Origin of the sequence: Sphingomonas sp. PAMC26645 (assembly GCF_004795835.1) — a bacterium.
GTDB lineage: Bacteria > Pseudomonadota > Alphaproteobacteria > Sphingomonadales > Sphingomonadaceae > Sphingomonas.
This window is the reverse complement of sequence record NZ_CP039249.1, coordinates 436,310-458,496: the sequence shown is the minus strand read 5'-3', so window position 1 is coordinate 458,496 and position 22,187 is coordinate 436,310. Positions and strand designations below refer to the sequence as shown.

General features: G+C 64.0%; 24 protein-coding genes and 1 tRNA gene. 15 read left to right on the top strand and 10 right to left on the bottom strand.

The features are described 5' to 3' along the window. Positions 1-179: 179 nt before the first annotated feature. The 4 genes from fdxA (at position 180) to E5673_RS02210 (ending at position 2,935) form a co-directional block, all read left to right on the top strand. A complete protein-coding gene (gene fdxA, locus E5673_RS02225) occupies positions 180-521 on the top strand; it encodes a ferredoxin FdxA (RefSeq protein WP_031393648.1) in 342 nt (113 codons plus the stop codon). Positions 522-727: 206 nt separating this feature from the next. Further along, on the top strand, positions 728-1,261 hold the full coding sequence (locus tag E5673_RS02220; RefSeq protein WP_056053923.1) for a CarD family transcriptional regulator: 534 nt from the start codon (positions 728-730) through the stop codon (positions 1,259-1,261). Positions 1,262-1,431: 170 nt separating this feature from the next. Next, positions 1,432-2,163: a head GIN domain-containing protein gene (locus tag E5673_RS02215; protein ID WP_136188772.1), complete on the top strand. Its 732-nt coding sequence runs from the start codon at positions 1,432-1,434 to the stop codon at positions 2,161-2,163. A 49-nt stretch (positions 2,164-2,212) separates the two neighbouring features. Further along, positions 2,213-2,935 (top strand): DUF2807 domain-containing protein, encoded by a 723-nt coding sequence (locus E5673_RS02210; protein ID WP_136188771.1) that lies wholly within the window; start codon positions 2,213-2,215, stop codon positions 2,933-2,935. A 264-nt stretch (positions 2,936-3,199) separates the two neighbouring features. Here the strand turns inward: E5673_RS02210 and E5673_RS02205 are convergent, their stop codons facing one another. Together E5673_RS02205 and mgtE are read right to left on the bottom strand one after the other, a co-directional pair. Continuing rightward, positions 3,200-3,604, bottom strand: a complete 405-nt coding sequence (locus E5673_RS02205) for a DUF1489 domain-containing protein (RefSeq protein WP_056053914.1) — start codon at positions 3,602-3,604, stop codon at positions 3,200-3,202. 31 nt (positions 3,605-3,635) lie between these two features. Then, the gene (mgtE, locus tag E5673_RS02200) at positions 3,636-5,045 is read right to left on the bottom strand and encodes a magnesium transporter (RefSeq protein WP_136188770.1); all 1,410 of its coding nucleotides are present in this window, start codon (positions 5,043-5,045) and stop codon (positions 3,636-3,638) included. 108 nt (positions 5,046-5,153) lie between these two features. Between mgtE and E5673_RS02195 the strand changes: the two genes are divergently transcribed. After that, entirely contained in the window at positions 5,154-5,612 is a 459-nt protein-coding gene (locus tag E5673_RS02195) for a peptidylprolyl isomerase (RefSeq protein ID WP_133020215.1), read from the top strand. Between the two features lie 121 nt (positions 5,613-5,733). On the opposite strand, the gene E5673_RS02190 is transcribed toward E5673_RS02195, so the two are convergent. After that, a complete protein-coding gene (locus E5673_RS02190) occupies positions 5,734-6,618 on the bottom strand; it encodes a LysR substrate-binding domain-containing protein (protein ID WP_056487937.1) in 885 nt (294 codons plus the stop codon). A 265-nt stretch (positions 6,619-6,883) separates the two neighbouring features. On the opposite strand from E5673_RS02190, the gene E5673_RS02185 reads away from it, so the two are divergent. From E5673_RS02185 to E5673_RS02175, 3 genes are all read left to right on the top strand, one after another. Continuing rightward, on the top strand, positions 6,884-9,157 hold the full coding sequence (locus tag E5673_RS02185) for a CDC48 family AAA ATPase (protein ID WP_136188769.1): 2,274 nt from the start codon (positions 6,884-6,886) through the stop codon (positions 9,155-9,157). 127 nt (positions 9,158-9,284) lie between these two features. Continuing rightward, positions 9,285-9,749 (top strand): nuclear transport factor 2 family protein, encoded by a 465-nt coding sequence (locus tag E5673_RS02180; protein ID WP_136188768.1) that lies wholly within the window; start codon positions 9,285-9,287, stop codon positions 9,747-9,749. A 35-nt stretch (positions 9,750-9,784) separates the two neighbouring features. After that, positions 9,785-10,339 (top strand): TetR/AcrR family transcriptional regulator, encoded by a 555-nt coding sequence (locus E5673_RS02175; protein WP_247599529.1) that lies wholly within the window; start codon positions 9,785-9,787, stop codon positions 10,337-10,339. A 15-nt stretch (positions 10,340-10,354) separates the two neighbouring features. Here E5673_RS02175 and E5673_RS02170 read toward each other — a convergent pair whose 3' ends face one another. After that, positions 10,355-11,677, bottom strand: a complete 1,323-nt coding sequence (locus E5673_RS02170) for an MFS transporter (RefSeq protein ID WP_247599528.1) — start codon at positions 11,675-11,677, stop codon at positions 10,355-10,357. Continuing rightward, on the bottom strand, positions 11,662-11,985 hold the full coding sequence (locus tag E5673_RS02165) for an antibiotic biosynthesis monooxygenase (RefSeq protein WP_136188767.1): 324 nt from the start codon (positions 11,983-11,985) through the stop codon (positions 11,662-11,664). Before E5673_RS02165 ends, E5673_RS02170 begins: the two co-directional genes overlap by 16 nt. Positions 11,986-12,166: 181 nt before the next feature. Here E5673_RS02165 and E5673_RS02160 point away from each other — a divergent pair, with 181 nt between their 5' ends. Further along, a complete protein-coding gene (locus E5673_RS02160; protein WP_136188766.1) occupies positions 12,167-12,781 on the top strand; it encodes a methyltransferase in 615 nt (204 codons plus the stop codon). A gap of 196 nt (positions 12,782-12,977) precedes the next feature. On the opposite strand, the gene E5673_RS02155 is transcribed toward E5673_RS02160, so the two are convergent. Then, the gene (locus tag E5673_RS02155) at positions 12,978-14,138 is read right to left on the bottom strand and encodes a phosphatidylserine/phosphatidylglycerophosphate/cardiolipin synthase family protein (protein ID WP_136188765.1); all 1,161 of its coding nucleotides are present in this window, start codon (positions 14,136-14,138) and stop codon (positions 12,978-12,980) included. Between the two features lie 118 nt (positions 14,139-14,256). Here E5673_RS02155 and rpoZ point away from each other — a divergent pair, with 118 nt between their 5' ends. Next, positions 14,257-14,601 (top strand): DNA-directed RNA polymerase subunit omega, encoded by a 345-nt coding sequence (rpoZ, locus tag E5673_RS02150; protein ID WP_055882033.1) that lies wholly within the window; start codon positions 14,257-14,259, stop codon positions 14,599-14,601. Between the two features lie 409 nt (positions 14,602-15,010). On the opposite strand, the gene E5673_RS02145 is transcribed toward rpoZ, so the two are convergent. Together E5673_RS02145 and E5673_RS02140 are read right to left on the bottom strand one after the other, a co-directional pair. After that, positions 15,011-15,682: an RlmE family RNA methyltransferase gene (locus E5673_RS02145; protein ID WP_056487962.1), complete on the bottom strand. Its 672-nt coding sequence runs from the start codon at positions 15,680-15,682 to the stop codon at positions 15,011-15,013. Then, a complete protein-coding gene (locus E5673_RS02140) occupies positions 15,679-16,722 on the bottom strand; it encodes a Ppx/GppA phosphatase family protein (protein ID WP_136188764.1) in 1,044 nt (347 codons plus the stop codon). The genes E5673_RS02145 and E5673_RS02140 overlap by 4 nt, the downstream gene beginning before the upstream one ends. 185 nt (positions 16,723-16,907) lie before the next feature. Between E5673_RS02140 and E5673_RS02135 the strand changes: the two genes are divergently transcribed. The 4 genes from E5673_RS02135 (at position 16,908) to E5673_RS02120 (ending at position 19,492) form a co-directional block, all read left to right on the top strand. After that, positions 16,908-16,981: transfer RNA gene (locus E5673_RS02135), tRNA-Gln, on the top strand. Positions 16,982-17,539: 558 nt separating this feature from the next. Beyond that, positions 17,540-17,986: a hypothetical protein gene (locus E5673_RS02130; protein ID WP_247599527.1), complete on the top strand. Its 447-nt coding sequence runs from the start codon at positions 17,540-17,542 to the stop codon at positions 17,984-17,986. A gap of 76 nt (positions 17,987-18,062) precedes the next feature. After that, the gene (locus E5673_RS02125; RefSeq protein WP_136188763.1) at positions 18,063-18,392 is read left to right on the top strand and encodes a hypothetical protein; all 330 of its coding nucleotides are present in this window, start codon (positions 18,063-18,065) and stop codon (positions 18,390-18,392) included. Next, entirely contained in the window at positions 18,389-19,492 is a 1,104-nt protein-coding gene (locus tag E5673_RS02120; RefSeq protein ID WP_136188762.1) for an ImmA/IrrE family metallo-endopeptidase, read from the top strand. The genes E5673_RS02125 and E5673_RS02120 overlap by 4 nt, the downstream gene beginning before the upstream one ends. On the opposite strand, the gene E5673_RS02115 is transcribed toward E5673_RS02120, so the two are convergent. After that, positions 19,489-20,400: a hypothetical protein gene (locus E5673_RS02115; RefSeq protein ID WP_136188761.1), complete on the bottom strand. Its 912-nt coding sequence runs from the start codon at positions 20,398-20,400 to the stop codon at positions 19,489-19,491. The two genes, E5673_RS02120 and E5673_RS02115, sit on opposite strands and share 4 nt — an antisense overlap. Continuing rightward, positions 20,378-21,400, bottom strand: coding sequence for a thymidylate synthase (locus tag E5673_RS02110; protein WP_136188760.1), 1,023 nt, complete (start codon positions 21,398-21,400; stop codon positions 20,378-20,380). The genes E5673_RS02115 and E5673_RS02110 overlap by 23 nt, the downstream gene beginning before the upstream one ends. 551 nt (positions 21,401-21,951) lie before the next feature. On the opposite strand from E5673_RS02110, the gene E5673_RS02105 reads away from it, so the two are divergent. Beyond that, positions 21,952-22,182, top strand: a complete 231-nt coding sequence (locus E5673_RS02105; RefSeq protein WP_136188759.1) for a helix-turn-helix domain-containing protein — start codon at positions 21,952-21,954, stop codon at positions 22,180-22,182. Positions 22,183-22,187: the final 5 nt, after the last annotated feature.

The window sequence follows — 22,187 nt, the reverse complement described above, 5'->3', positions numbered from 1 at the left end:
GGTATCTTGGGTCCTGACTTTCGTCAGGATGACGGAGGAGGGCTTGAACAGTGTGGGATCGAAGCGACAAAGCCTGATAACGTCTCGCAGAAGGCTTGCTATGATTGACGCGAGGGGCAGGCGCGCATAGTCGCTGGCGCGTTCGTCGCCGGAAAGGAATCCGGCCCAGGAGTTCTGCAATGACCTACGTCGTCACCGATGCCTGCATCCGCTGCAAGTACATGGACTGCGTGGAAGTGTGCCCGGTCGATTGTTTCTACGAGGGCGAGAACATGCTGGTGATCAATCCCAGCGAGTGCATCGACTGCGGCGTGTGCGAGCCGGAATGCCCCGCCGAGGCGATCCTGCCCGATACCGAGAGCGGCCTTGAGCAGTGGCTCGAGCTCAACACGACCTTCTCGGCGCAATGGCCCAACGTCACGCGCAACGACAACCAGACGCCGCCGGATGCCGACGCGATGAAGGGTGTCGAGGGCAAGTTCGACAAGTATTTCTCGCCCGAACCCGGCGCAGGCGACTGATTGATCCCGGTTAGGTCAAGCCGGCTGCCATGCGCGGCCTATGTGCGGCTGGTAATTTTGTTGCAAAGCTGCTACTAAGGTCCGCGACGGGTGCGATGACGGAAGTCGTGTGCCTGGCGTGAGTTAGACCTATCCCTCCCCCGATGCAGCAGCGACGAGTCCTTCGTCGAGGCGTCGCGTGGAGGCCTGATCCGGAAAGGCCCCAAATGGCTGCCAAGGCACTGTCCTTCGATGTCGGTGATTTCGTCGTTTATCCCAAGCACGGGGTCGGCCGTGTGATCGAGCTCCAGCGCTCGGAAATCGCCGGCATGACACTGGAACTCTACGTCCTCCGGTTCGAGAAGGAGCGCATGACGCTCCGCGTGCCGACCAACAAGGCCGAAAGCGTCGGCATGCGCAAGCTGTCGTCGGACAAGACGATGCGCGAGGCGATGGACACGCTCAAGGGCAAGCCCAAGGTCAAGCGCACCATGTGGTCGCGCCGCGCGCAGGAATATGAAGCGAAGATCAATTCGGGCGACCTCGTGTCGATCGCCGAAGTGGTCCGCGATCTGTTCCGTGCCGACGATCAGCCCGAGCAGAGCTATTCCGAGCGCCAGATCTTCGAAGGCGCGACCAGCCGCCTCGCGCGCGAACTGGCTGCAATGGAAGAGCTCGACGAGCCCAAGGCGCAGGAGAAGATCCTCGACATCCTCCGCGCCGCGGCCGCGATCTATAACAAGGACAAGGTGCCGGCTTAACTGCTGGGGGCTTTGTGAGACGAAGGGGCGGTCCTGCGGGGCCGCCCTTTTTCGTTCTGCTGCTTCCTTCCTCAAGATAGGGGGTCGTGCAGCGAGCCAGCGCCAGACAAGTTTCTCATTGCGCCGTCCAGTACCGGGTGTATTGTGTCAATAATACACAGGAGGATGCGATGAACTTTCTTGCGCTCGGACTGATCATTCCTCTCGCGGCCTGCTCGTTCAGCTGGAACGGCGACAATGAAGGCTCGGGGGCTGCGGCGGCCGGCTCGGGGACCACCCGGACCTTCCAGGTTGCCGGTTTCAACGGCATCGACCTTCGGGGCTCGGACGACGTCGACGTCCGCGTCGGTACCGGCTTCTCGGTTCGCGCCGAGGGGCCGAGCGAACAACTCGATCGCCTGCGCATCGAGCGTGACGGGGATACGCTCAATATCGGTCGCAAGAACGGGGCAAGCATGGGCTGGAGCAAGGGGGCCAAAGTTAAGGTGTACGTCACCCTGCCGCGGCTGACCGACGCGAGCGTCTCGGGATCGGGCAACATGGCCGTGGACCGTGTCGAGGGCGGTGGGTTCGAAGGCGGAATCGCCGGATCGGGCAATCTCGACATCGCCGCGATCAAGGTCGACGTTGCGAAATTCACGATCGCCGGATCGGGTACCGCGCATGCGAGCGGCACGGCACGCGATCTGAAGGTGGACATCGCAGGCTCGGGCGATCTCGACGGCACGCGGTTTGAGGCGCAATCGGCGACGGTCGAGATCGCCGGTTCGGGAAGCGTGCGCGCGGTGGTGAACGGCGCTGCCAAGGTCGCCATGTTGGGCTCGGGTGACGTCGATCTCGGGTCGAAATCCCGCTGTACGATCTCGAAGATGGGTTCGGGGCGGGTCCGCTGCGGGCGGTAAGCCGCCGCCGCACTTGCGCGGGGGTACATAACCGGCGACGTTCGCGGGCATGAGATATCTGCTCGCCGCGTCGCTGCTCCTGTCCTCGCCGGCATTCGCCCAGTCTTCCCCGACGAGCCGGACGGTCTCGGTCGGCAGCTTCGATCGCGTGCGGGTCGAGGGGCCGTTCGAGGTCCGCGTCACGATCGGCTCTCCGCGTGCGACCATCACCGGCCCGGGCAGGGGGGACGATGTGGCCGTCCGGGTCGATGGTACCACGCTGTCGGTGCGAAAGGGTACCGGCGGCTGGGGCGAACAGACGCGCGGCGGCGGCGGGGCGGGGCCGATCCTCGTGACGCTCTCGACACCCGGGCTGACCTCGGCCAGCGTCGCGGCCGGCGGGCGGCTGACGATCGCGAAGATGCGCGGGATGCGCGTCGACGTGACGGTCAGCGGGAACGGGAGCTTGGCACTCGCGGCGGCCGATACCGATCAGCTGAACGCGACGCTGATCGGCACCGGCCAGATGACGCTCGCCGGCCGCGCGGCGCGCGCGCGCCTCGTGACGAGCGGGCCAGGCGCGATCGACGCATCGGGGCTGGCGGTCAATGACCTGACCGTCCACCTCGACGGCGTCGGCGAGACGAAGGCGGCGGCGCGCTACACGGCGCAGGTGACGAACAGCGGGCTGGGAACGGTCACGATCACCGGCAACGCGAAATGCCGCGTCGATGCAGCGGCCGGTGGGCCGGTGGTCTGCGGGAAGCCGGCGGCGGGAGTCTCTGCTCCGTAGAAGGGGATGGTGTGGTGCTGCCTCATCCACACCGACCTCTCGCGGGCAAAATCCGCATCTGGATCGAGCGCGTTACCCTGTCCGTATCGGCCCTCATACCTTCCGAACGTGTGTCGTCATTCCCGCGGAGGCGGGAACCCATACTGGCTGACCTCACACTGGGATCGCTATCCTCTGAGGATATGGATCCCCGCCTGCGCGGGGATGACGGTGGAGTTTATCGTCGGGTGGGATGAACCTCGACGAGTTCTGGGCCCCACCCCTTTAAATGAGCGCCAATTCCGCCAGCTTGGTCATTAGCGCGGGCGGCATTACGTCCAGCCCGGTCGCATCGCCACCCAGATCGAGCGGCGCATCCGCCCCTTCCAGATACCGCCACCCCTGATGCGCGCGTTTCGGCCGCGCTTGAACCAGCACGAGCTTGGGATCGATGTGGATGGCGACGCGACCTTCCTCAGCCTCGCCGAATCCGAGGATCGGCGAGCGGGCGATCAGCTGGTGCTTCAGGATCCAGAACATCGAACCCTGACCAGCGACCTCCTCATGCCGCTTGGGCAGGTAGCGCGTGGTGAGGAACACCGGCCCCTCCTCGCCGCGCAGCCGGAGCCGTTCGGCGAGGTGGTCGACGCTTTCCGCGCCGAACGCGACTTTGGTGAGGTGGAGCGGCATAGCGTTGGAAATGGGCGTTAATACCGGACGATCAACCGTGCAGACCCCACAAAGACGCCAGCCCGAGGAACGAGAAGAACCCCATCGTGTCGGTCATCGTCGTCACGAACACCGCCGACGACACCGCAGGGTCGATCCGGAACTTGTCGAGCGTCACCGGTACCAGCACGCCACTCAGCCCTGCCGTGATGTTATTCACCAGCATCGCCGCCGCAATCACCAGCGACAGGTCGGTATTGCGGAAGATAACATACGTCCCAAGTCCGATCAGCGCGCCCAGCATGACGCCATTCGCGGCGGCGATCCGGAACTCGCGGCCGATCATCCGCGCGGTGTTCGAACTCGTAAGCTGGTTTGTCGCGAGCGCGCGCACCACCACCGCCAGAGTCTGCGTACCGGCGTTGCCGCCCATCCCAGAGACGATCGGCATCAGCACCGCGAGCAGCGCAAAGCTCGCGATCGTCCCCTGGAACAACCCCACGACCGACGATGCGACCATCGCGGTGCCGAGATTGACCACCAGCCACGTGAACCGCGTCCGCACCGTCAGCCGGATCGGCTCGTTGATGTCGCCGTCGCCGGCCCCTGCCAGACGCAGCGTATCCTCGCCGGCTTCTTCCGAAATGATGTGGACGATGTCGTCGACCGTGATCATCCCGACCAGCCGTCCGCCATGATCGACCACCGCGGCGGAGATCAGCGCGTATTTCTGGAAGCGCAGCGCGACTTCCTCCTGATCCATGTCGACCGGGATCAGCGTCTGCTCGCGCTTCATCACGTCGGCGATCGCGATCCCGCGCGGCGTCCGCAGCATCCACGACAGCTGGCACGTGCCGATCGGCTTGTGCGCAGGGTCGACGACGAAGATCTCCCAAAAATCAGTCGTCAGCTCCTCATGCCCGCGGAGGTAATCGATCGCGTCGCCGACGGTCCAATGCTCGGGCACCGCGATCAGCTCACGCTGCATCAGGCGACCGGCGGACTCCTCGGCGTAGCTCAGCGCCTCCTCGATCGCCGCGCGATCATCCGGATCGAGCGCGCGCAGCACCGCGCGCTGCTCGTCCTCGTCCATGTCCTCGATGATCGCGACGGCATCGTCGGTATCGAGTTCAGACGCGAGATCGGCGACCTGGTGCGGCTCGAGCGCATCGATCAGATCCTCGCGGACGTAATCGTTCATTTCGGCGAACACGTCGCCGTCGAGCAGGTCGGTGACCGCACGGGCCAGCGCCGCGCGATCCTGTTGCGGGGTCAGCTCGAATAGATCGGCGATGTCGGCCGGGTGCAACGGCTCGACCAGCGTACGCGCTGCCTCGTCGTCGCCATCCTCGACCGCATCGAGCACCGCCCGCACGAATTCCGGACGCAGATGGTCGTCGCGGTCGAGCTGATTTTCGGGCTGGGTGTCGGTTTCGACCTCGGGAAGCTCGAGTTCGCTCATGGCTGCCTCCCTTAAAAGATGCGCGGTTGGGCCCTAACGCGGCGCGCGTGCATTTGCCAGTCGGAGTGCGGCTCCCTATCTGCCGCGCATCAATTCAGGAGAACATGAATGGCTGACACCCCCGAAACGCTGACGCTGACCCTCGACGGCGGCGACGTCACGATCAAGCTGCGCCCCGATCTGGCGCCCAAGCACGTCGAGCGGATCGTCGAGCTGGCGAACGAAGGCTTCTACGATGGCGTACCCTTCCACCGCGTGATCCCGGGCTTCATGGCGCAGGGCGGTGATGGTGGTCGCGGCGACGGCACCGGCGGGTCGAGCAAGCCCAACCTCAAGGCGGAATTCTCGGCCGAGCCACATGTCCGCGGCGTGTGCTCGATGGCACGCACGAACCAGCCCGACACGGCGAACTCGCAGTTCTTCATCGTGTTCGACGACGCGCGCTTCCTCGACAAGCAGTACACCGTCTGGGGCGAAGTCACCGACGGCATGGACCTGATCGACGCGCTGCCGAAGGGCGAGCCCCCGCGTTCGCCGGGCAAGATCGTCAAGGCACGCGCTGCGTAAGCTGAATTCCCCTCCCGCTTGCGGGAGGGGCTAAGGGGGGGAGCGACGCACGTACCGGCGTCCGGTGCGTGAGGCATGCCCCTTCCCCGCCCCCTCCCGCAAGCGGGAGGAGAGTAGCGGGTCAGACCTCCGCCACCGTCCGTATCAGCCAGTCGTGGAACAGCTTGACCGGCTTGGTCTGCAACGCCCGCGGGCGGCATACGAACCAGTAGCTGTACGGGCTCTCCACCTCGATATCGAACAGGCGGACCAGTCGCGGATCGTTCGCATCCTCGAAGTGGCTCGCATGCATGAACGCGACGCCGAGCCCTTGCGCGGCAGCCTCCAGCATCAAAGCCCCCGAATCGAAATGATCGATCGCCAGCGGCTCGATATCGTCGAGCCCCGCCGCCGTCCGCCATGCCGTGAACGTATCTGTCATGTCGCGGTGCACCAGCGCGGTCAGCGTCGAGAGCTGTTCGGGTCGCGTGACCGGGTCCGCGCGCTCCAGCAAACTCCGCGCACCGATCACATATACCGAGTTCCGATCGAGCCGCCGCGCGTAGAACGCCGGATCGATCTCGCGCGACAGGGCGATCACCGCGTCGAGCCCATCGCCGAGCCGCGACACCAGATGCGCCGCAGTATCGATATCGAGATGCAGCTCCGGGTGCGACGTCCTAAGCTCGCCCAGACGTGGAAACAGTTTCTGTGAGGCATAGAGCGGCAGGATCCCGAGACGCAGCCGCAGCACCTCAGTCGTGCTGGTCAGCGATTCGACCGCGTCCGAAAGCGAGTCGAGCACCGGTGCGATCTGTGCCAGAAGCCGTTCGCCGTCCGCATTCAGCACCATCGCCTGATGACGGCGTGCGAACAGCGGCTTGGCGATGAACCGCTCGAGACTCTGCACGCGGCGGCTGAGCGCAGGCGCGGACAGTGCGAGATCCTCGGCGGCGGCCTTGATCGACCCCAGCCGCGCGACCTGCACGAACGCCTCGATAGCCCCCAGTGGCGGCAGCCTGCGCATGATTCCTCTTTCGACTCGACGAGTGTGACAACGACTGCTGGGCGCATTCATGCATGCGATTGCAGTTAGCGCAATCGTAGCTGATCCCTTCGCACTTGCAACATGAACCGTCTCGCCGCAAAAAGACCTCGCCTTTCAGGCATCCTCTCCTAAAAACTTTCATGGGCTGGCCTTCATTGGCCGGCCCTTTTTTTGTGTTTTCAACCCCTGACAAGGCTGGAACCGGCCCCCTATCTCGGACGCTACGAGATCGAATGGAGTCGACATGGCCGATAGCGAAATCCCCACGCGGAAAATTCAGGTCGCCAACGCGCGTCCCGAAGACAGCGGCCGCGGCCTGGCACACCTGCCGCGCGCGCTGATGGCGACGCTGGGTATCGGTGAAGGCGACGTGATCGAGATCCTCGGCAAGCAGAACACGCCCGCGCGCGCCGTCGGGCCCTATCCGGAAGACGAGGGTCTCGACATCCTCCGCCTCGATGGCCTCCAGCGCGCGAACGCTGGCGTAGGCTCGGGTGATTACGTCGAGGTGCGCAAGGCCGAGTCAAAGCCGGCGACCCGCGTCGTTTTCGCGCCAGCCCAGCAGAACCTCCGCCTCCAGGGCTCGACCAACGCGCTCAAGCGCACGTTCCTCGGACGGCCGATCTGTCAGGGCGATATCGTCGCGACCGCGGGGCATCAGCGCGTCGGCAACATGCCGCCGGGCGTCCAGCAGTTCATGAACGCGCCGGCGTATGCGCTGCAGGAAATCCGCCTCGCGGTGATCGCCGCCAGCCCCAAGGGCGTGGTGCACATCGACGAGAATACCGAGATCGAACTCCGCTCCGAGTACGAGGAGCCGCAGGCCGCACGGCGTGCCGACGTCACCTACGACGATATCGGCGGCATGGCGCAGACGATCGACCAGTTGCGCGAGATGGTCGAACTGCCACTCCGCTACCCTGAACTCTTCCAGCGCCTGGGCGTCGATCCACCCAAGGGCGTGTTGCTGCACGGCCCTCCCGGCACCGGCAAGACGCGTCTCGCCCGCGCCGTCGCCAACGAATCCGACGCGCAGTTCTTCCTGATCAACGGCCCCGAGATCATGGGATCGGCGTACGGCGAGTCCGAGTCGCGCCTCCGCGAAGTGTTCGAGGAAGCCGCGAAGGCGGCGCCTTCGATCGTGTTCATCGACGAGATCGATTCGATCGCACCCAAGCGTGGCCAGGTGTCAGGCGAGGCGGAAAAGCGTCTCGTCGCGCAGTTGCTGACGCTGATGGACGGTATCGAGTCGCGCGCGAACCTCGTCGTGATCGCGGCCACCAACCGTCCCGAGGCGATCGACGAAGCGCTGCGCCGTCCGGGCCGGTTCGACCGTGAAATCGTCGTCGGCGTGCCGGACGAACGTGGCCGTCGCGAGATCCTCGGCATCCACACGCGCGGTATGCCGCTTGGGGACCGCGTCGATCTCGACGAGCTGTCGCGCACCACCTACGGCTTCGTCGGTGCCGATCTCGCCGCGCTGACCCGCGAGGCGGCGATCGAGGCGGTCCGCCGGATCATGCCCAAGCTCAACCTCGAGGAGCGAACGATCCCGCCCGAAGTGCTCGACGAATTGTCGGTCACCCGCGAGGATTTCCTCGGGGCGCTCAAGCGCGTCCAGCCCTCGGCCATGCGCGAAGTGATGGTGCAGGCGCCGACCGTGCGCTGGGCCGATGTAGGCGGTCTCGACGACGCGCAGATGCGCCTGAAGGAGGGTGTCGAACTCCCGCTCAAGAACCCCGACGCGTTCCGCCGGCTCGGCATCCGGCCGGCCAAGGGCTTCCTGCTCTACGGCCCGCCCGGCACCGGCAAGACGTTGCTGGCAAAGGCGGTCGCGCGCGAGGCGGAGGCGAACTTCATCGCCACCAAATCGTCCGACCTGCTGAGCAAATGGTACGGCGAAAGCGAACAGCAGATCGCCCGCCTCTTCCAGCGCGCACGCCAGGTCGCGCCGTGCGTGATCTTCATTGATGAGCTCGATTCACTGGTGCCCGCACGGGGCAGCGGTGCTGGTGAGCCGCAGGTGACCGAGCGCGTCGTCAACACGATCCTCGCGGAGATGGACGGGCTGGAAGAGTTGCAGTCGGTGGTCGTGATCGGCGCGACCAACCGGCCGAACTTGATCGACCCGGCGTTGCTGCGGCCGGGTCGGTTCGACGAACTCGTCTATGTCGGCGTGCCGGACAAGGCAGGCCGCCGCCGTATTCTGGGCATTCAGACCGAGAAGATGCCGCTGGCGTCGGACGTCGATCTCGACCGTCTCGCAGACCGCACCGACCGCTTCACCGGCGCGGACCTGGAGGACGTTGTCCGCCGCGCCGGCCTGGTGGCGTTGCGGAGGTCGATCGATTCGACCGACGTCACGATGGCCGATTTCGATGGCGCGTTGAAGGAGTCGCGCGCCAGCGTGACTCCGGAAACCGAACGCGAATACGAACAGATGGCCGCACGCCTGAAGCAGGACGCGACGGCCATCCAGCCCCTGGGCTTCGCGTTCCCCAGCAAGGCGGACGACTGACCCTCGCTCCCCACCCGGTTCCCGCCGGGTGGGGAGATAGGCGTATCGAGCTTGCCACCGGGATCATCGTTGCACGCATTACGGCGATGTTGTACCATTCGGTACAAGTTGATCGATAGGTGCCGTCATGTCCCGACCGCCACTGCCTCCGTTTACGCATGAGACCGCAGCGCAGAAGGCGCGCATGGCGGAGGACGCGTGGAACAGCCGCGATCCGGACAAGGTATCGCTCGCCTACACGGCCGACAGCGTCTGGCGGAACCGGGCCGAGTTCCTGACCGGTCGCGAGGCGATCGTCGCTTTCCTGACGCGCAAATGGGCAGCGGAACTCGACTATCGCCTCATCAAGGAAGTCTGGGCGCATGACGGCAACAGGATCGCGGTGCGGTTCGCCTATGAATGGCGCAACGACACCGGCGACTGGTTCCGATCCTATGGCAACGAGAATTGGGAGTTCGACGACGCCGGGCTGATGGCGCGCCGCATCGCCTCGATCAACGACTGCGCGATCGCGGACGGAGACCGAAAGTTCCATTGGCCGCTCGGCCGTCGCCCCGACGACGATCCTTCGCTAAGCGATCTCGGCCTCTGACCGCCAAGCGCGTCCTGACCGATCGTGCCGACGCCTTGCCGGCACTGGCCGAGGCGTTTCGCGAATACGGCTTCGAGGGCGCTAGCCTAGCGACGCTCTCGAAGGCGACCGGGCTCGGCAAGGGCAGCCTCTACAACTTCTTTCCCGGCGGGAAGGCGGAGATGATGGACGCCGTCCTCGCCGAGATAGACGATTGGTTCGCCACGACGATCTTCGTGCCGCTGGAGAAGACGAGCGATCCGGCCTCGGCGATCACTGCCATGATCGAGGACGTGACGGCGTATTTCCAGTCCGGGGGCAGGGCCTGCCTCGTCGGCTGGCTTGGGCTCGGTGCCTCAGGCGATGTTTTCGCGGTCCGGATCAGCGGGTATTTCTCCCGTTGGATATCGGCCTTGGCGCACTGCCTCGAAACGAGCGCTCTTCCGTCGTCGCTGGCCCTGCGCCTCGCCGAAGAGACGGTTGCAGGGATCCAGGGCGCGATCGTCCTGGCGCGCGCGTTGGGTGAGGAGACCGCATTCGTGCGAATCGTCCGTCGGCTAGAAGAGATATTGCTCGACGCAGTGGCGTGTCATGGCAGGTCCGATGCGTAACCGGCCTGACCCAGCTTAAACGTCTTTCGCATCACGCAGCGAAACCCAGGCATAGGCGATCATCACGACACAGGCCGCGCCCGCGACGAGATACGGCAGCGAGTGCTGCGCTTCGTACAGCCCGACCCCGATCGATGGCCCCAGCACGAAGCTCGCGCCGTTGATCGACGTCACTTTCCCCGCGACCGAGCCTTGTGCGCTTGCACCGACCGCCAGCGAAGAGCCCGCCGTGAACCCCGGTCGCGTGAAGCCGAAGCCGAGGCTCGCCAGCGCGTAGGCCGTGGCGATCGTGTAGAGCGAGGTCGCGATGCCGGTCAGCGCTGTGCCGACGGCCGCGAGTACGAGACCGGTCAGCACGAGTTGCCGCGGGGTCATGTTGAGGCGCGGGATGATGCCCCATTGCGCGAGCAGCGCAGCGCCTGCGCCCATCATCAGGACGATGCCGGTCGGCTCCAGTGCAAGTGCGGGCGCCAAGTGGAGGCGATCGATCACGAGGAAGCCGATCGCCTGGCCCGTCATCGCCTGCGCATGGCCCATCACCAGTCCGGCGATCATCCACGCGCGGATGCGGGGATCGGTGTAGCCGACATGCTCGACATGCGATCCGGTCGCGGCAGCGACCGAAGCGCCGGTCGGCGCGCCGCCGATCGAGGGATAGGCGGAACTCGCGCCGTGCGTTTCGTGCGGGGCGACGATCTTGTCGTCGGGCAGCATCCGCCGCACCGTGATCCACACCGCCACCCCGAACACCGCGAACAGGAACGCGGGGCCCGCCAAGCCGATCTCGACTCCGCCGATCGAGCCGAGGATCAGATACGGCGCGATCGCCGGCCCCAATATGGTGCCGAGCCCGAATGCCGAGGCGAGCAACGTAAGCGCCTTGGTCCGCTCCTCGCGCGTTGTCTCGCCGGCCACGAGCGCCTGCACCGCCGGCGGTGCGGCCGCGCCGAACGTGCCGTAGATCAGCCGACCGCCGATGAAGCACAGGAACGCGGTCGTGCCGCCGATCCAGGCGTTGATCCCGGCGAGCAGGAACACGCCGCACACGGTCAGCGACACACTGAACCCACCGACGCCGAGCAGAATCATCGCGCGCCGGCCGTGCTTGTCAGACCGGTTCGCCCAGAACGGCGCGGCGATCACCCACAGCAACGCCGACACCGAGAAAGCCGCCGCGACCGCGCTGTCGGCAACCCCGAGCGACCGCCCGAGTGCGGGCAATACCGATTGCAGCGCGGTATTTCCCGCCGCGATCGTCAGCATCACCAGGAACATCAGCGCGAAGCGGCGGTCGATCTTCGGGCCTTCGGTCGCCGAACCTGTCATGGCCGTTGCCATGCGTAGGCGCGCTCGATCCGCGCGACGTTGACCGAATAGCTATCGTACCAGTGCGCCCGCCCGCGCTCGCGAATCGCGGTGTGCTCGGGATGGTCGCGCCATGCGATCGCCGCAGCGTCGTCCGCCCAATAGCTGACGGTGATTCCCATGCCGCCCGCCTCGCGCGCGCTGTCGACGCCGCGATAGCCAGGCTGAGCTGCGGCTAGCGCGTCCATGGCCATGGACGCCTCGCCATACCCGGCGGCGTCCGCGTCGTTACGGATCGACACGAAAATAACCGCAATCTGTCCTGCCCGATCGTCGTTCATGATCCATGCTTAAGCGATGCCGCACGCTTGGCAAAGCTGCCCGAACCACTTGGCGCAGCACGACTTCCGCTTCGGTTCGTCGCCCGATGCAACCTGCGGCCCTTGAAACGCGTTCGGAATTCGTGCGACGGGAGGACCAAAGCCTCGCCAGCGTGCGGGACCCCTGACCGTAAGGAACGCGATGCCCAGTTCGACCACCGCCACCCGGCGTGCACGCAGCCGACCAGCCGGCGTGCCGTCCCCGTGGCAGATGTTCTTTTCAGGGTTCCTGAAACACCCGGTGATGGTCGGCTCGATCGTGCCGTCGTCGGACAAGCTGATCCGCAAGATGCTGGGGCCCGTCGACTGGGCGAACTGCAAGCTGTTCGTCGAATACGGCCCGGGCGTCGGCACCTTCTGCCGCCCGATCCTCGACCGGATGGCGTCCGACGCCAAGCTGGTGGTGATCGATACGAACCCCGAATTCATCCAGTATCTGCGCCACACGATCACCGACCCACGCTTCTTCGCGGTTCTGGGATCGGCCGACGAGGTCGAGACGATCGTCGCCGACCATGGCTTCGAGAAAGCGGATTACGTGTTGTCGGGTCTTCCTTTTTCGACATTGCCGCCCGGCGTCGGCCCGGCGATCGCGACGGCGACGCACTCGGTGCTTCGGACTGGCGGTGCGTTCCTAGTCTATCAGTTCTCGCCCAAGGTGAAGGACTTCCTGACCCCGCATTTCGAGTCGATCGATCACGACATGGAGTGGTGGAACGTCCCGCCGGCGCAATTGTATTGGGCGTGGAAGGACTGAAGCAGGCGCGGCAGCGTCCGCGCCGATGCGCAAAGCGCAGCGTCAGGCCCGGACGGCGGGTCGGCTAGAAGTAGCCGAGCCCGTCCGACGGCGGCTTTGCCGTCGGCGCTGGTGTCGCTCCAAGTCAGGTAAACGGAAACCTCGTCCAAATCCTCTCCGTCATCCTGACGAAAGAGAGTAGATGCTCCTCGGCCCCCTATTCGTCGATCCCGAAGTTCAGCCCGCGCGACAAGCTCGGGTCCACCACCGCCACGACAAAATACGCGCCAAGCTGCTTGATCCGCTGCACCCACCCGGTGTTCGCCTGGTATAGTTCCTTGGTCACCTCGACCGACTTCGCCACCTCACCATCGATATACCCCCGGACATGCGCTGCGAACGCCGCATCCTCGATCCGCAGCATCAGTTCGAGATTGATGAACAGGCTGCGCATGTCGAAGTTCGCCGAGCCGATATGGACCGCATCGTCGATCACGTAGAGCTTCGTATGCAGCTTGGTCGGCTGGTATTCGAACAGCCGCACGCCCTTGCGCAACAGCCCTGCATAGGTGAACCGCGCCGCCGCGATCGTCGCGTTGTTGTCCGATTTGCTGGCCGTGACGACCCGTACTTCAGCCTGCCGCCGCCCAGCCTTATCGAGCCGCCGGAGCAGAGCGGGACTAGGCGTGAAATACCCGGCGATGATGTCGATCCGTCGCCCGCGCCGCATGTCGTCGCGCACCGCCCGCGCCCAGGGCGACAGTTTCCGCGTCGGGCCACCAATCAGCCACCGCGTTGCGCCCTTGGCCTCGCTCCAGTGCGATAGCGCAGCGTTCAGATGACGCAGCTTCCCCTTGGGTTCATGAATCCAGTCCTTCAGCGCATCGAAATAGCCGGCCAGCCGTCCCGCCGCCGGACCCTCGACCAGTAATCCCAGGTCGCGCCACGCCTGCTCTGCGGCAGTCCCGAAATAATCGTCCTCGATGTTGAAGCCGCCGATGATGATCCGCGTCTCGTCGGCGAGCGCGAGCTTCTGGTGGTTGCGGAGCAGATAGCGGCGGCCGAAGCGTGCGGAGAACCGGCATACCGAGATGCCGGCGGTTTCGAGCGGCTCGAAGAAGGCGTGGGGCGCATCGTCGCTGCCGAAGCCATCGACGATCAGCGCGACCTCGACCCCGCGCTTGGCGGCGGCGATGAGCGCGGCGTTGACGCGCTTTCCGGACTCGTCGTCGGCGTAGATGTAATAGAGTATGCGCAGAGTCCGCTCGGCACCGTCGATCAGCGCGAGCACCGCGTCGAGGCGGCGGGGGCCGGTATCGAGCAGCGTCATCTGGTTGCCGTCGACGCTGAAAGTCGGCTGGTTTGCGGGATCTTCCATGGGCAGCCTGATGGACATGGCGGGCACCGGAGGCAAGCTAGAGCGCATTTCTTGACTTTGCAGGCCACTCCCCGTAGGCGACGCATTCTCATTCTATCGTTGTTACGAAGGAAGCCGCATGGCGCGCGTTACCGTCGAGGATTGTGTCGACAAGATCCCCAACCGGTTCGACCTGGTGTTGTTCGCGGCCCAGCGTGCGCGCCAGATCTCGGGCGGCGCCGAACTGACGCTTGACCGCGACCGCGACAAGAACCCGGTCGTCGCGCTGCGCGAGATCGCCGACGAGAACGTCAAGCCGGCGCATCTCAAGGAACAGGTCATCCAGGGCCTGCAAAAGGTTCGCGTCGACGACGACGACGAAGTCGATGCCGTCGGCAGCTTGGCCGCTTCGGCTGAGGCGTTGCGGCTTACCGCTGCTGCGCCGCCGCGGAACCAGAACTTGGGTGCGGATTACGAGGGGTGAGGCCACGGATTAGCGAAAGCTAATCCGTGGCTTGGCCGAAACCCCGGCCGGCGGGCATAGCCCGGCCGACGACGCGGCTTTGCCGCGGCGCGCGGAATAGAGAGAGCCCGTGGACCCAAAAGGTCCACGGGCTTTTTCTTTGTACCCTCTCCCTGAAGGGGAGAGGGAAGGGGCCCGCGGCGCTTGCCGTGGGAAGGGTGAGGGCACGTAGTAGTGCGACCCCGCCTCCTTGTTCTCCCGCGAAGGCGGGACCTCAGTCTGGATCCCCGTCTTCACGGGGAAACATGCTGCCTAATTCAGTCGTTAGGCCCGGTACCACTCTAAGGTAGGGCGCCACGGCAAAGCCGCGTCGTCAGTCGTTGCTGCGCAACGCTGGCCGGGGTCGGTCCGCGATGCGGATTAGCCAGGTCTAATCCGCTGACCGACCCTTAAACCCCTGCGCAACAACAAACCACTCGACCGACCCCTTGCGGCTCGCCGGCGGTTTCGCATGCTTCACCGTCTTGAAGTTCCGCTTCATCTCCGCGACCAGCTCGGAATCAGCGCCGCCCGCGAACACCTTCGACACGAAAGTCCCGCCCGGCTCCAGCACCTCGCACGCAAAGTGCAGCGCCGTCTCGACCAGCGCCATCGTCCGCAACGCATCGGTCTGCGGATGCCCGACCGTATTCGCCGCCATGTCCGACAGCACGAGGTCGGGCGCGCCACCCAGCGCCTCGATCAGCTTGCCAGGGGCCGCATCGTCGAGGAAATCCATCTCGAAGATCGTCACGCCCTCGATCGGATCGACCGGTAGCAGGTCGATGCCGACGACAGTCGCCTTGGGTATCCGCCGCCGGATCACCTGTGCCCAGCCACCCGGCGCAAGACCGAGATCGACCACGCGCTTCGACCCGCGGATCAGCTCGAATCGCTCGTCGAGCTCGATCAGCTTGTAGGCCGCCCGGCTACGATAGCCGTCGGCCTTGGCACGCTTCACATACGGATCGTTCAGCTGCCGCTCGAGCCAGCGCGTCGACTGCGCGGTCCGCTTGCGCGCGGTGAGCACGCGGACATGCCCGCCGGAACCACCGCGGCTCATGCCGCCGCTCCTGCGGCCTTGCCGGGCTTGGGCGAACCCATCAGGCCGCGCAGGATACCCTCGCGAATGCCGCGGTCGGCGATGCCGAGCCGTTCGGCGGGCCACAAATCCATGATCGTCTCCAGAATGGCACAGCCCGCGACCACCAAGTCGGCGCGCTCGTTGCCGATGCACGGCAGCTTGGCGCGCTCCGTGATCGACATATGGGAAAGGTCGGCGCTGATCTTGCGCATCGCCGAGGCGGGCACGATCAGCCCATCGACCACCGAGCGGTCGTAATGGCTGAGCCCGAGATGCACGCTGCCGAGCGTCGTTACCGTGCCGCTGGTGCCGAGCAAACGCGGCCGCTCGATATGCCGGGGTAGGCGGCTAGCGAACCCCGCGAAACTGTCGGCAACGACCTGACGCATCTTCGCATACGCGGCACGACGGCCGCCTTCGCCCTCGCCGCCACCGGCATGCTCGGTCAGCGACACCACGCCCCACGGCGCCGAATGCCAGTCGAGCACGGTCGGGATCGGCGTCGAGGTATCGACTAGCACGAGCTCGGTCGAGCCGCCGCCGATATCGAACACGAGCGCGGGATCCTCCCCCGGCTCGATCAGTGCATGGCAGCCGAGGACCGCCAGCCGCGCCTCTTCCTCGGCGGAAATGATGTCGAGATGGATGCCCGTCTCGGCGAGCGCGCGCGCGATGAACGCAGGCCCGTTCGACGCCTGCCGACATGCCTCCGTCGCGACCGATCGCGCCAACGTGACGTTGCGCCGCTGCAACTTATCCGAACAGACGCGCAAAGCCGCGATCGTCCGCTCGATTGCTGCATCGCTGAGCTTGCCAGTCGAGGCTAATCCCTCCCCCAGCCGGACGATTCGCGAGAACGCATCGATCACCGCGAAGCCGCCAGCCTGCGGCCGTGCGATCAGCAATCTGCAATTGTTGGTGCCGAGATCCAGCGCGGCAAACGCCTGCGCATCGGCCCACCGCCCACGAGAGGGCCGGGTTGCCGCCGGACGGGCAGGACTACCCTGCCGGAACGGCATTCGGGCGGAAACATCCCCCATCGCCGTAAAACTCGCTATCTATGTCTGCCGCCGCGGGAAAATACCCGCCCGGTGCTTGGATGCGAATGTAGTGCGGCGGCGCGATTACGCAAGCGAAGTGGCGGAACGGCATCATCTTGGCGTTGACAGCCTCGGCGGCCACCCGTAGAGCCCGCCCTCGCTGATGCCCCGTCGTCTAATGGTAAGACTGCGGTTTCTGATACCGCCTATTGAGGTTCGAATCCTCACGGGGCATCCAGCGCGTTATCCTTTGACATCAAAACTCGACCTCCGTGACAGGGGCCGTCGTCGGCGTGCTTGGCCTCGGTGGAATCAGGGTGCGGTCCTGCTGGTGGGCTAGTTTCCAAGCTGCTTCGGTAAGGCTTCAAGCCGCTGGGAGGAGAAGGCGTTTCGTCTTTAGGCAGGCAAACACAACGCCCTTTTCTGTCTGTTGGCGAGTTTACCGGCGTGTTCAGGCTTGTGTGCCACTGAGAGTGGTAAGTAGGCGATTGGCCAACAAGTGGCAGCGAAGACCCAGAACCGGTCTTTCGCAAGATCGTCTACTATGCCCAACTTTGGACATGTGTTCAGGTAGTTGTACGTGCGCGAGGTAAGAGACGGCGTCTCTGCACCACACTCGGAATTTAGATCGAGACCATAGCCATAGCGTGTTCCGTTGCAACGCCGGATCTCGCATGTCGGTGGCAACCACCGAAATACTCCCTTGTCAAATAGGGCCATCACCGTCGACGCAACGGCGGGTTGATGCGTCAAGCTTCGGTACAGAATTGCGTGTCAAATCGTCTACTTTTGCTGGATGACCGGCCTTTCCCGCTTGTCTAAGGTGGATTTTGCGCCATCGGCTTATCGGTGCATGTTTTGGGGGATGACGTTGGCGGCCGACATCACATCGTATCAGGCCCGTGTCGAGCGCTGGCTCGAGGCCTGCTTCCCGCCTTCGGTTCGGTCCGACCGCAGCGAACGGACCCATCGCTTCCTCGAAGAGGCCCTAGAGCTCGCCCAAGCCAACGCCTGTTCGCGCGATGACGCCATCGCCCTTGTCGATTACGTGTTCGGCCGGCCGCAGGGGCTGCCGGCCCAGGAGGTCGGCGGCGTGCTAGTGACGCTGGCGAGCCTGTGCAGCGCCGTCGAAATCAACATGGACGAGGCTGGCGACAGGGAACTTGAACGCAATTGGGATCGGATCGAAGCCATTCGCGCCAAGCAGCAGTCGAAGCCACACGGATCGCCGCTACCGCAATGACGTCCGAGTACCCCTGTCCGTCCATGGCCCTATTCGTCCGCCGCGTGGGGGATGAGCATGACGACGGCGGCGTGGCTTGATCAACATCACATTTGAAGGCGAATCGCTCCACGAAGCCTGCGTCGACCTGCACAAGGCGGAGCAGGCCTATGGCAGCATCGCGGCCGCATCGCTTGTCACCTTCCTATCGGATGCACAGGCGTTCGAGACCGCCGATGAATTGATCGACCTGTTTGGCCACGACATAAATATTTTGGTGAACGATTCCCTTTCCGTCGCGATTGGTTCAGACTATCGCGCAGCGCTTGCCGTGGTCGGCACGCGTCACAAGGTGGATGCCGGCGGCCGGATTGTCTGGTCCAGCGTAACAAGGTTGAAGCTGTTGGAAATATCGAGGCTGCCTTGACGGACGGACACGAGTTCACGCCCGATTGGTTTTCAAAGCCCGGTGACTCTTTGCGCGCGCTAATGGTGCGGCGCGGTGTCACGGCGCAGCAGGTCGCCGAGAATCTTGCGGGCGGAATGGTCACTCTTCGCGGTCTCCTGGGAGGTGCAGAAGCCGTCGACGCGCATCACGCCGAGGTGCTTTCCGCCTCCCTGGGCGGTACTGCGTCGTTCTGGCTAAAGCGTCAGTCCAACTACGAGGACGCGCTCGAACGTGCGCTCGAACGGGCGACAGCGAGCATGGATGAAGCGCAGTCGTGGCTCCAGCTGCAGGTCCCGGGTCCGCGGCCGAGGGGCCGGCTTTGCGATGAGCGTCGCCGGGACGAGGTTCGACGGCGTCTTGCGTTCTTCAACGTCGGGACAATGAAAGCGTGGGAAGCGCGCTACGGCAGGATCTGTTCGGACACGTTGTTCAGGACCTCGAGCTCTTTCGAATCCAAGGACACCGCCGTTCTAATGTGGCTGCGCAGCGGCGAGTTGGCGACCGACATGATCGCAACCCGGCCATGGAGCGCGGGGAACCTTCACGATCGCCTGGATGCCATCAAGGCGCTTACCAAACTTAAGGATCCCGAGCGGTTCCTGCCCAAGCTCAAGACCCTGTGCGCCGAGGCCGGTGTTGCGGTAGTCGCCAAGAAGGCGCCCGAGGGTTGTCGAGCGTCGGGTGCCACCCGCATGGTCGCCCCCGACAAGGCCATGATACTCATGAGCTTCCGTGGTCTCGCGAACGACAAATTCTGGTTCACGCTGCTGCATGAGATCGGGCACCTTCTTCTTCATGGCGCTAAAACCTTCGTTGACGAAGACATGCATGGTGTCGATCAGAGCGAGCGTGAGGCGAACGAGTTCGCCGCGCGGTGCATCGTCCCGTTGGACAGGCACGAGGAATTCGAATGCCTCGGCGACAACCGGAATTCGGTGATCAGATTCAGCGTCCGCTCCGGTGTAGGGCCTGGCCTGACCGTAGGACAGATGCAGCACCATCGCATGATCGGGCCGGCTCAGCTCAACGAGCTGAAGAAGTTCTGGAAGTGGCGCGACCTCTCCCCGGTGCTCGACTAGCCTACGTAGTGAATGAAGCGGCGGGGGCTCTTCTGCCAGTTGCATAGCGCGTCCTCCATGACGGCCATCCCGACCTGAAGCCGTTGATCGAGCGCATCGAGGGAATTCTGAATCGCTTGGTTGCCGGTCGCGCTGGTAGGATTTCCGTCTACGATCAGACGGGCGCCGCGCCCGGGCCCAGTCGCCCCGTCGAGATAGGCCTTACCAGCTTCGATCGGCGCGAGGCGGTAGCGGCCAATGTTAGAGAGATAGTCGAACTTCGCCAAACGACCGAACGAACGGATCTTCAGGCGGTTATAAAGATAGTCGAAGATTGTGCTGGGATTATTGCCGGCGGCCAGGACGGCGTTCGCGAAGAACGCGGCATGCCCGCCAGGTCCGATCCATACGATGTAATCGGCCACCGCCCGCTTCATCGGTCGGTTGGTGTTGGGATCCATGCTTTCGTACTTCCGGTGGTTTCCAAAGGCGCCACCGACGTTCTGCCAATTGGCGTCGAGCCAAGCGTAAAACGCGGCCGGATTGGCGACGACCGCGGCCCAGCTCCACCGTCCGCCGCCTAGCTGGCCATAGACGTCTTTCAGCCGCTGCCATCCGGATAGAGGACGGGCGAAGTGAGTCATCAGAAAGATCAGCCAACCGGCCTCGTCGACGTCGCCTAGCTGCATATGGAAGGCGACCGCACGCTCGGGATCGAACGACGCGTTGTTGGGGTCCGCGCGTGCCGGCCCCAACGGCTTCAGCTGCACCAAGCGGTAGTATGCCTCTCGACGCAAACTGGCGACGAACTGCATGGCCAGCGTGTCAATCGTGGCGGCATCCGGCAGGCCCGATAGTCCGAGCGGCGCCTTGGCGGCCCGCAACTCGTTCACGAGGCGCCGATGTTCAGCGTTCTTCGACGGCCACATGATTTTCCCCAATTTGCGCAGCTTCGGCCTGCGGCTGCTCCGCGCGACTCTTAAGGTGCAGTCTGCCGTCGACATACGGTCGATAAAAGGTCGTTGCCAGCTGTCCCCGCAGTTCGGCCAGCCGCGCAGGATGGTCCGCGGCCCAGACCCTCGCCCAGAATACCTGCAGCAGCCGCACTATGTCGCCCCAGTACGGATCACTCATTTCCGCATGGGCATCTAGATCATCGCCTTGACGCAGCCGGTCTTCGATGCCGAGGAGTTGATCCACTAGGTCAAACGGGTCGCTGCTCGGCATTGGAGGCATCTCCATTGTACGCTGGAAGCCTTCCGCGACATACTGGTCAAGCAGGTCGAGATGTTTCTCATAGACGTGCATGCTGCCGACGTACTGATAGTATTCCCCGAGATCGACGCCGAGGCGGCGGGCTATCATCTCCTGCAGCATGGTGAAGCAGAACACGTCGTGCGGCAGTCCCCAGTACGCGTCGTTCGAACGCATGGTGACCGACATGTGGAGCTGGCCGTCGCGCAGATGGAATTGCAACGTGGTCGTGCAGGGGATCTCTTTATGCTCGGTGGCTATATCCTCCGCGTTGAACAGCTGGATCACGGCACGACGCGAGCCTGGCTTCCTAGACAGCAGCGCCTCAATGCTGGCGAACTGGTCGATGCCCTCGCGCATGGCGCGAAGTCTCGGGCCGTAAGCCCCCTGGATGATGCCCTCAACCGCGTCATCCCTGTACGCACTTACATACGGCTCGATGAATTCCAAAGTGTCGGACCCCTTCAGATACCAAAGCAGTTCGCCGATCGCGCTAAAGGGCTTCCCTCGGTTCTCCGACCGGCTGATGCGAGCGCGCGGCTTCGTGATGCGGAGCGCCACGCCCAGAAGCTCGATCGTGTTTCCTCTTGAGCCTGCGTTAGGCCGGCCGTGTTCTTTTATCTCTTGGTAGAGGCGATACAGGACCGCATCGATACATTCCCGTTCGATTTCCATGATTGCCGCCCCTCGCGGCATAGACAACCGCATTACAAGTTTGGCCGGAGGCCTCAAATGGGTCAATCGGAGGGACGGTTTATTTTCGATGGTTTTGCAGTGGGCGCCCGTGGCTTTCGACAGATCGCCAAGAGTACCGAAATCGGCTGCTCAAAAACCTGCCGCATCATCATTTGTCCATGTCTGTCGTTTGATATTAAACACTCTAAACAATCAGCCGTAATTAATAAAGTCTGCCCAAGGCAACGGAATATATTTTGTCAAACTAAATTACTTAGCCGACTAACTCCGTTAGTATAGAATTATAGAAAAGAAATATTCGAAAATAAATTTTTATAAATGTGTCCGAAACCCCCCTGCTCTGACTTTCGGACAAATCAAAAGCACCAGTTTTTTTATAGGGCAGCGTTATAGAGCTGCGAGCGTAAACACTTGTAAACAGAAGAGAGAGCTTGACGGCTTGGCCGATTCATGATTCGAATCGCATATAGGTCGTGGGGGCAAAACAGTCGCTGCGACTTGGCGCAAATCACTTCCCAGTGAGGTAGACAATGGGCGGCGAAGATTGGCACGGGCACATCAAATGGGCGCTGGAACGCCGTGGCACTTCGCTGTCGCAAATCGCCCGTGATTTGAGCGTCAGTCCCAGCACTGTCACCAGAGTTTCCAAAGGCCTCGTGCGCTCGCGCCGGGTGGAAGAGGCGATCGCCGCAGCGGCCGCCTTTACGCCTGCGCAGCTCTGGCCTGCGCATTATTCGCAACCAGCGGGAGGAGATCGATGATGTCG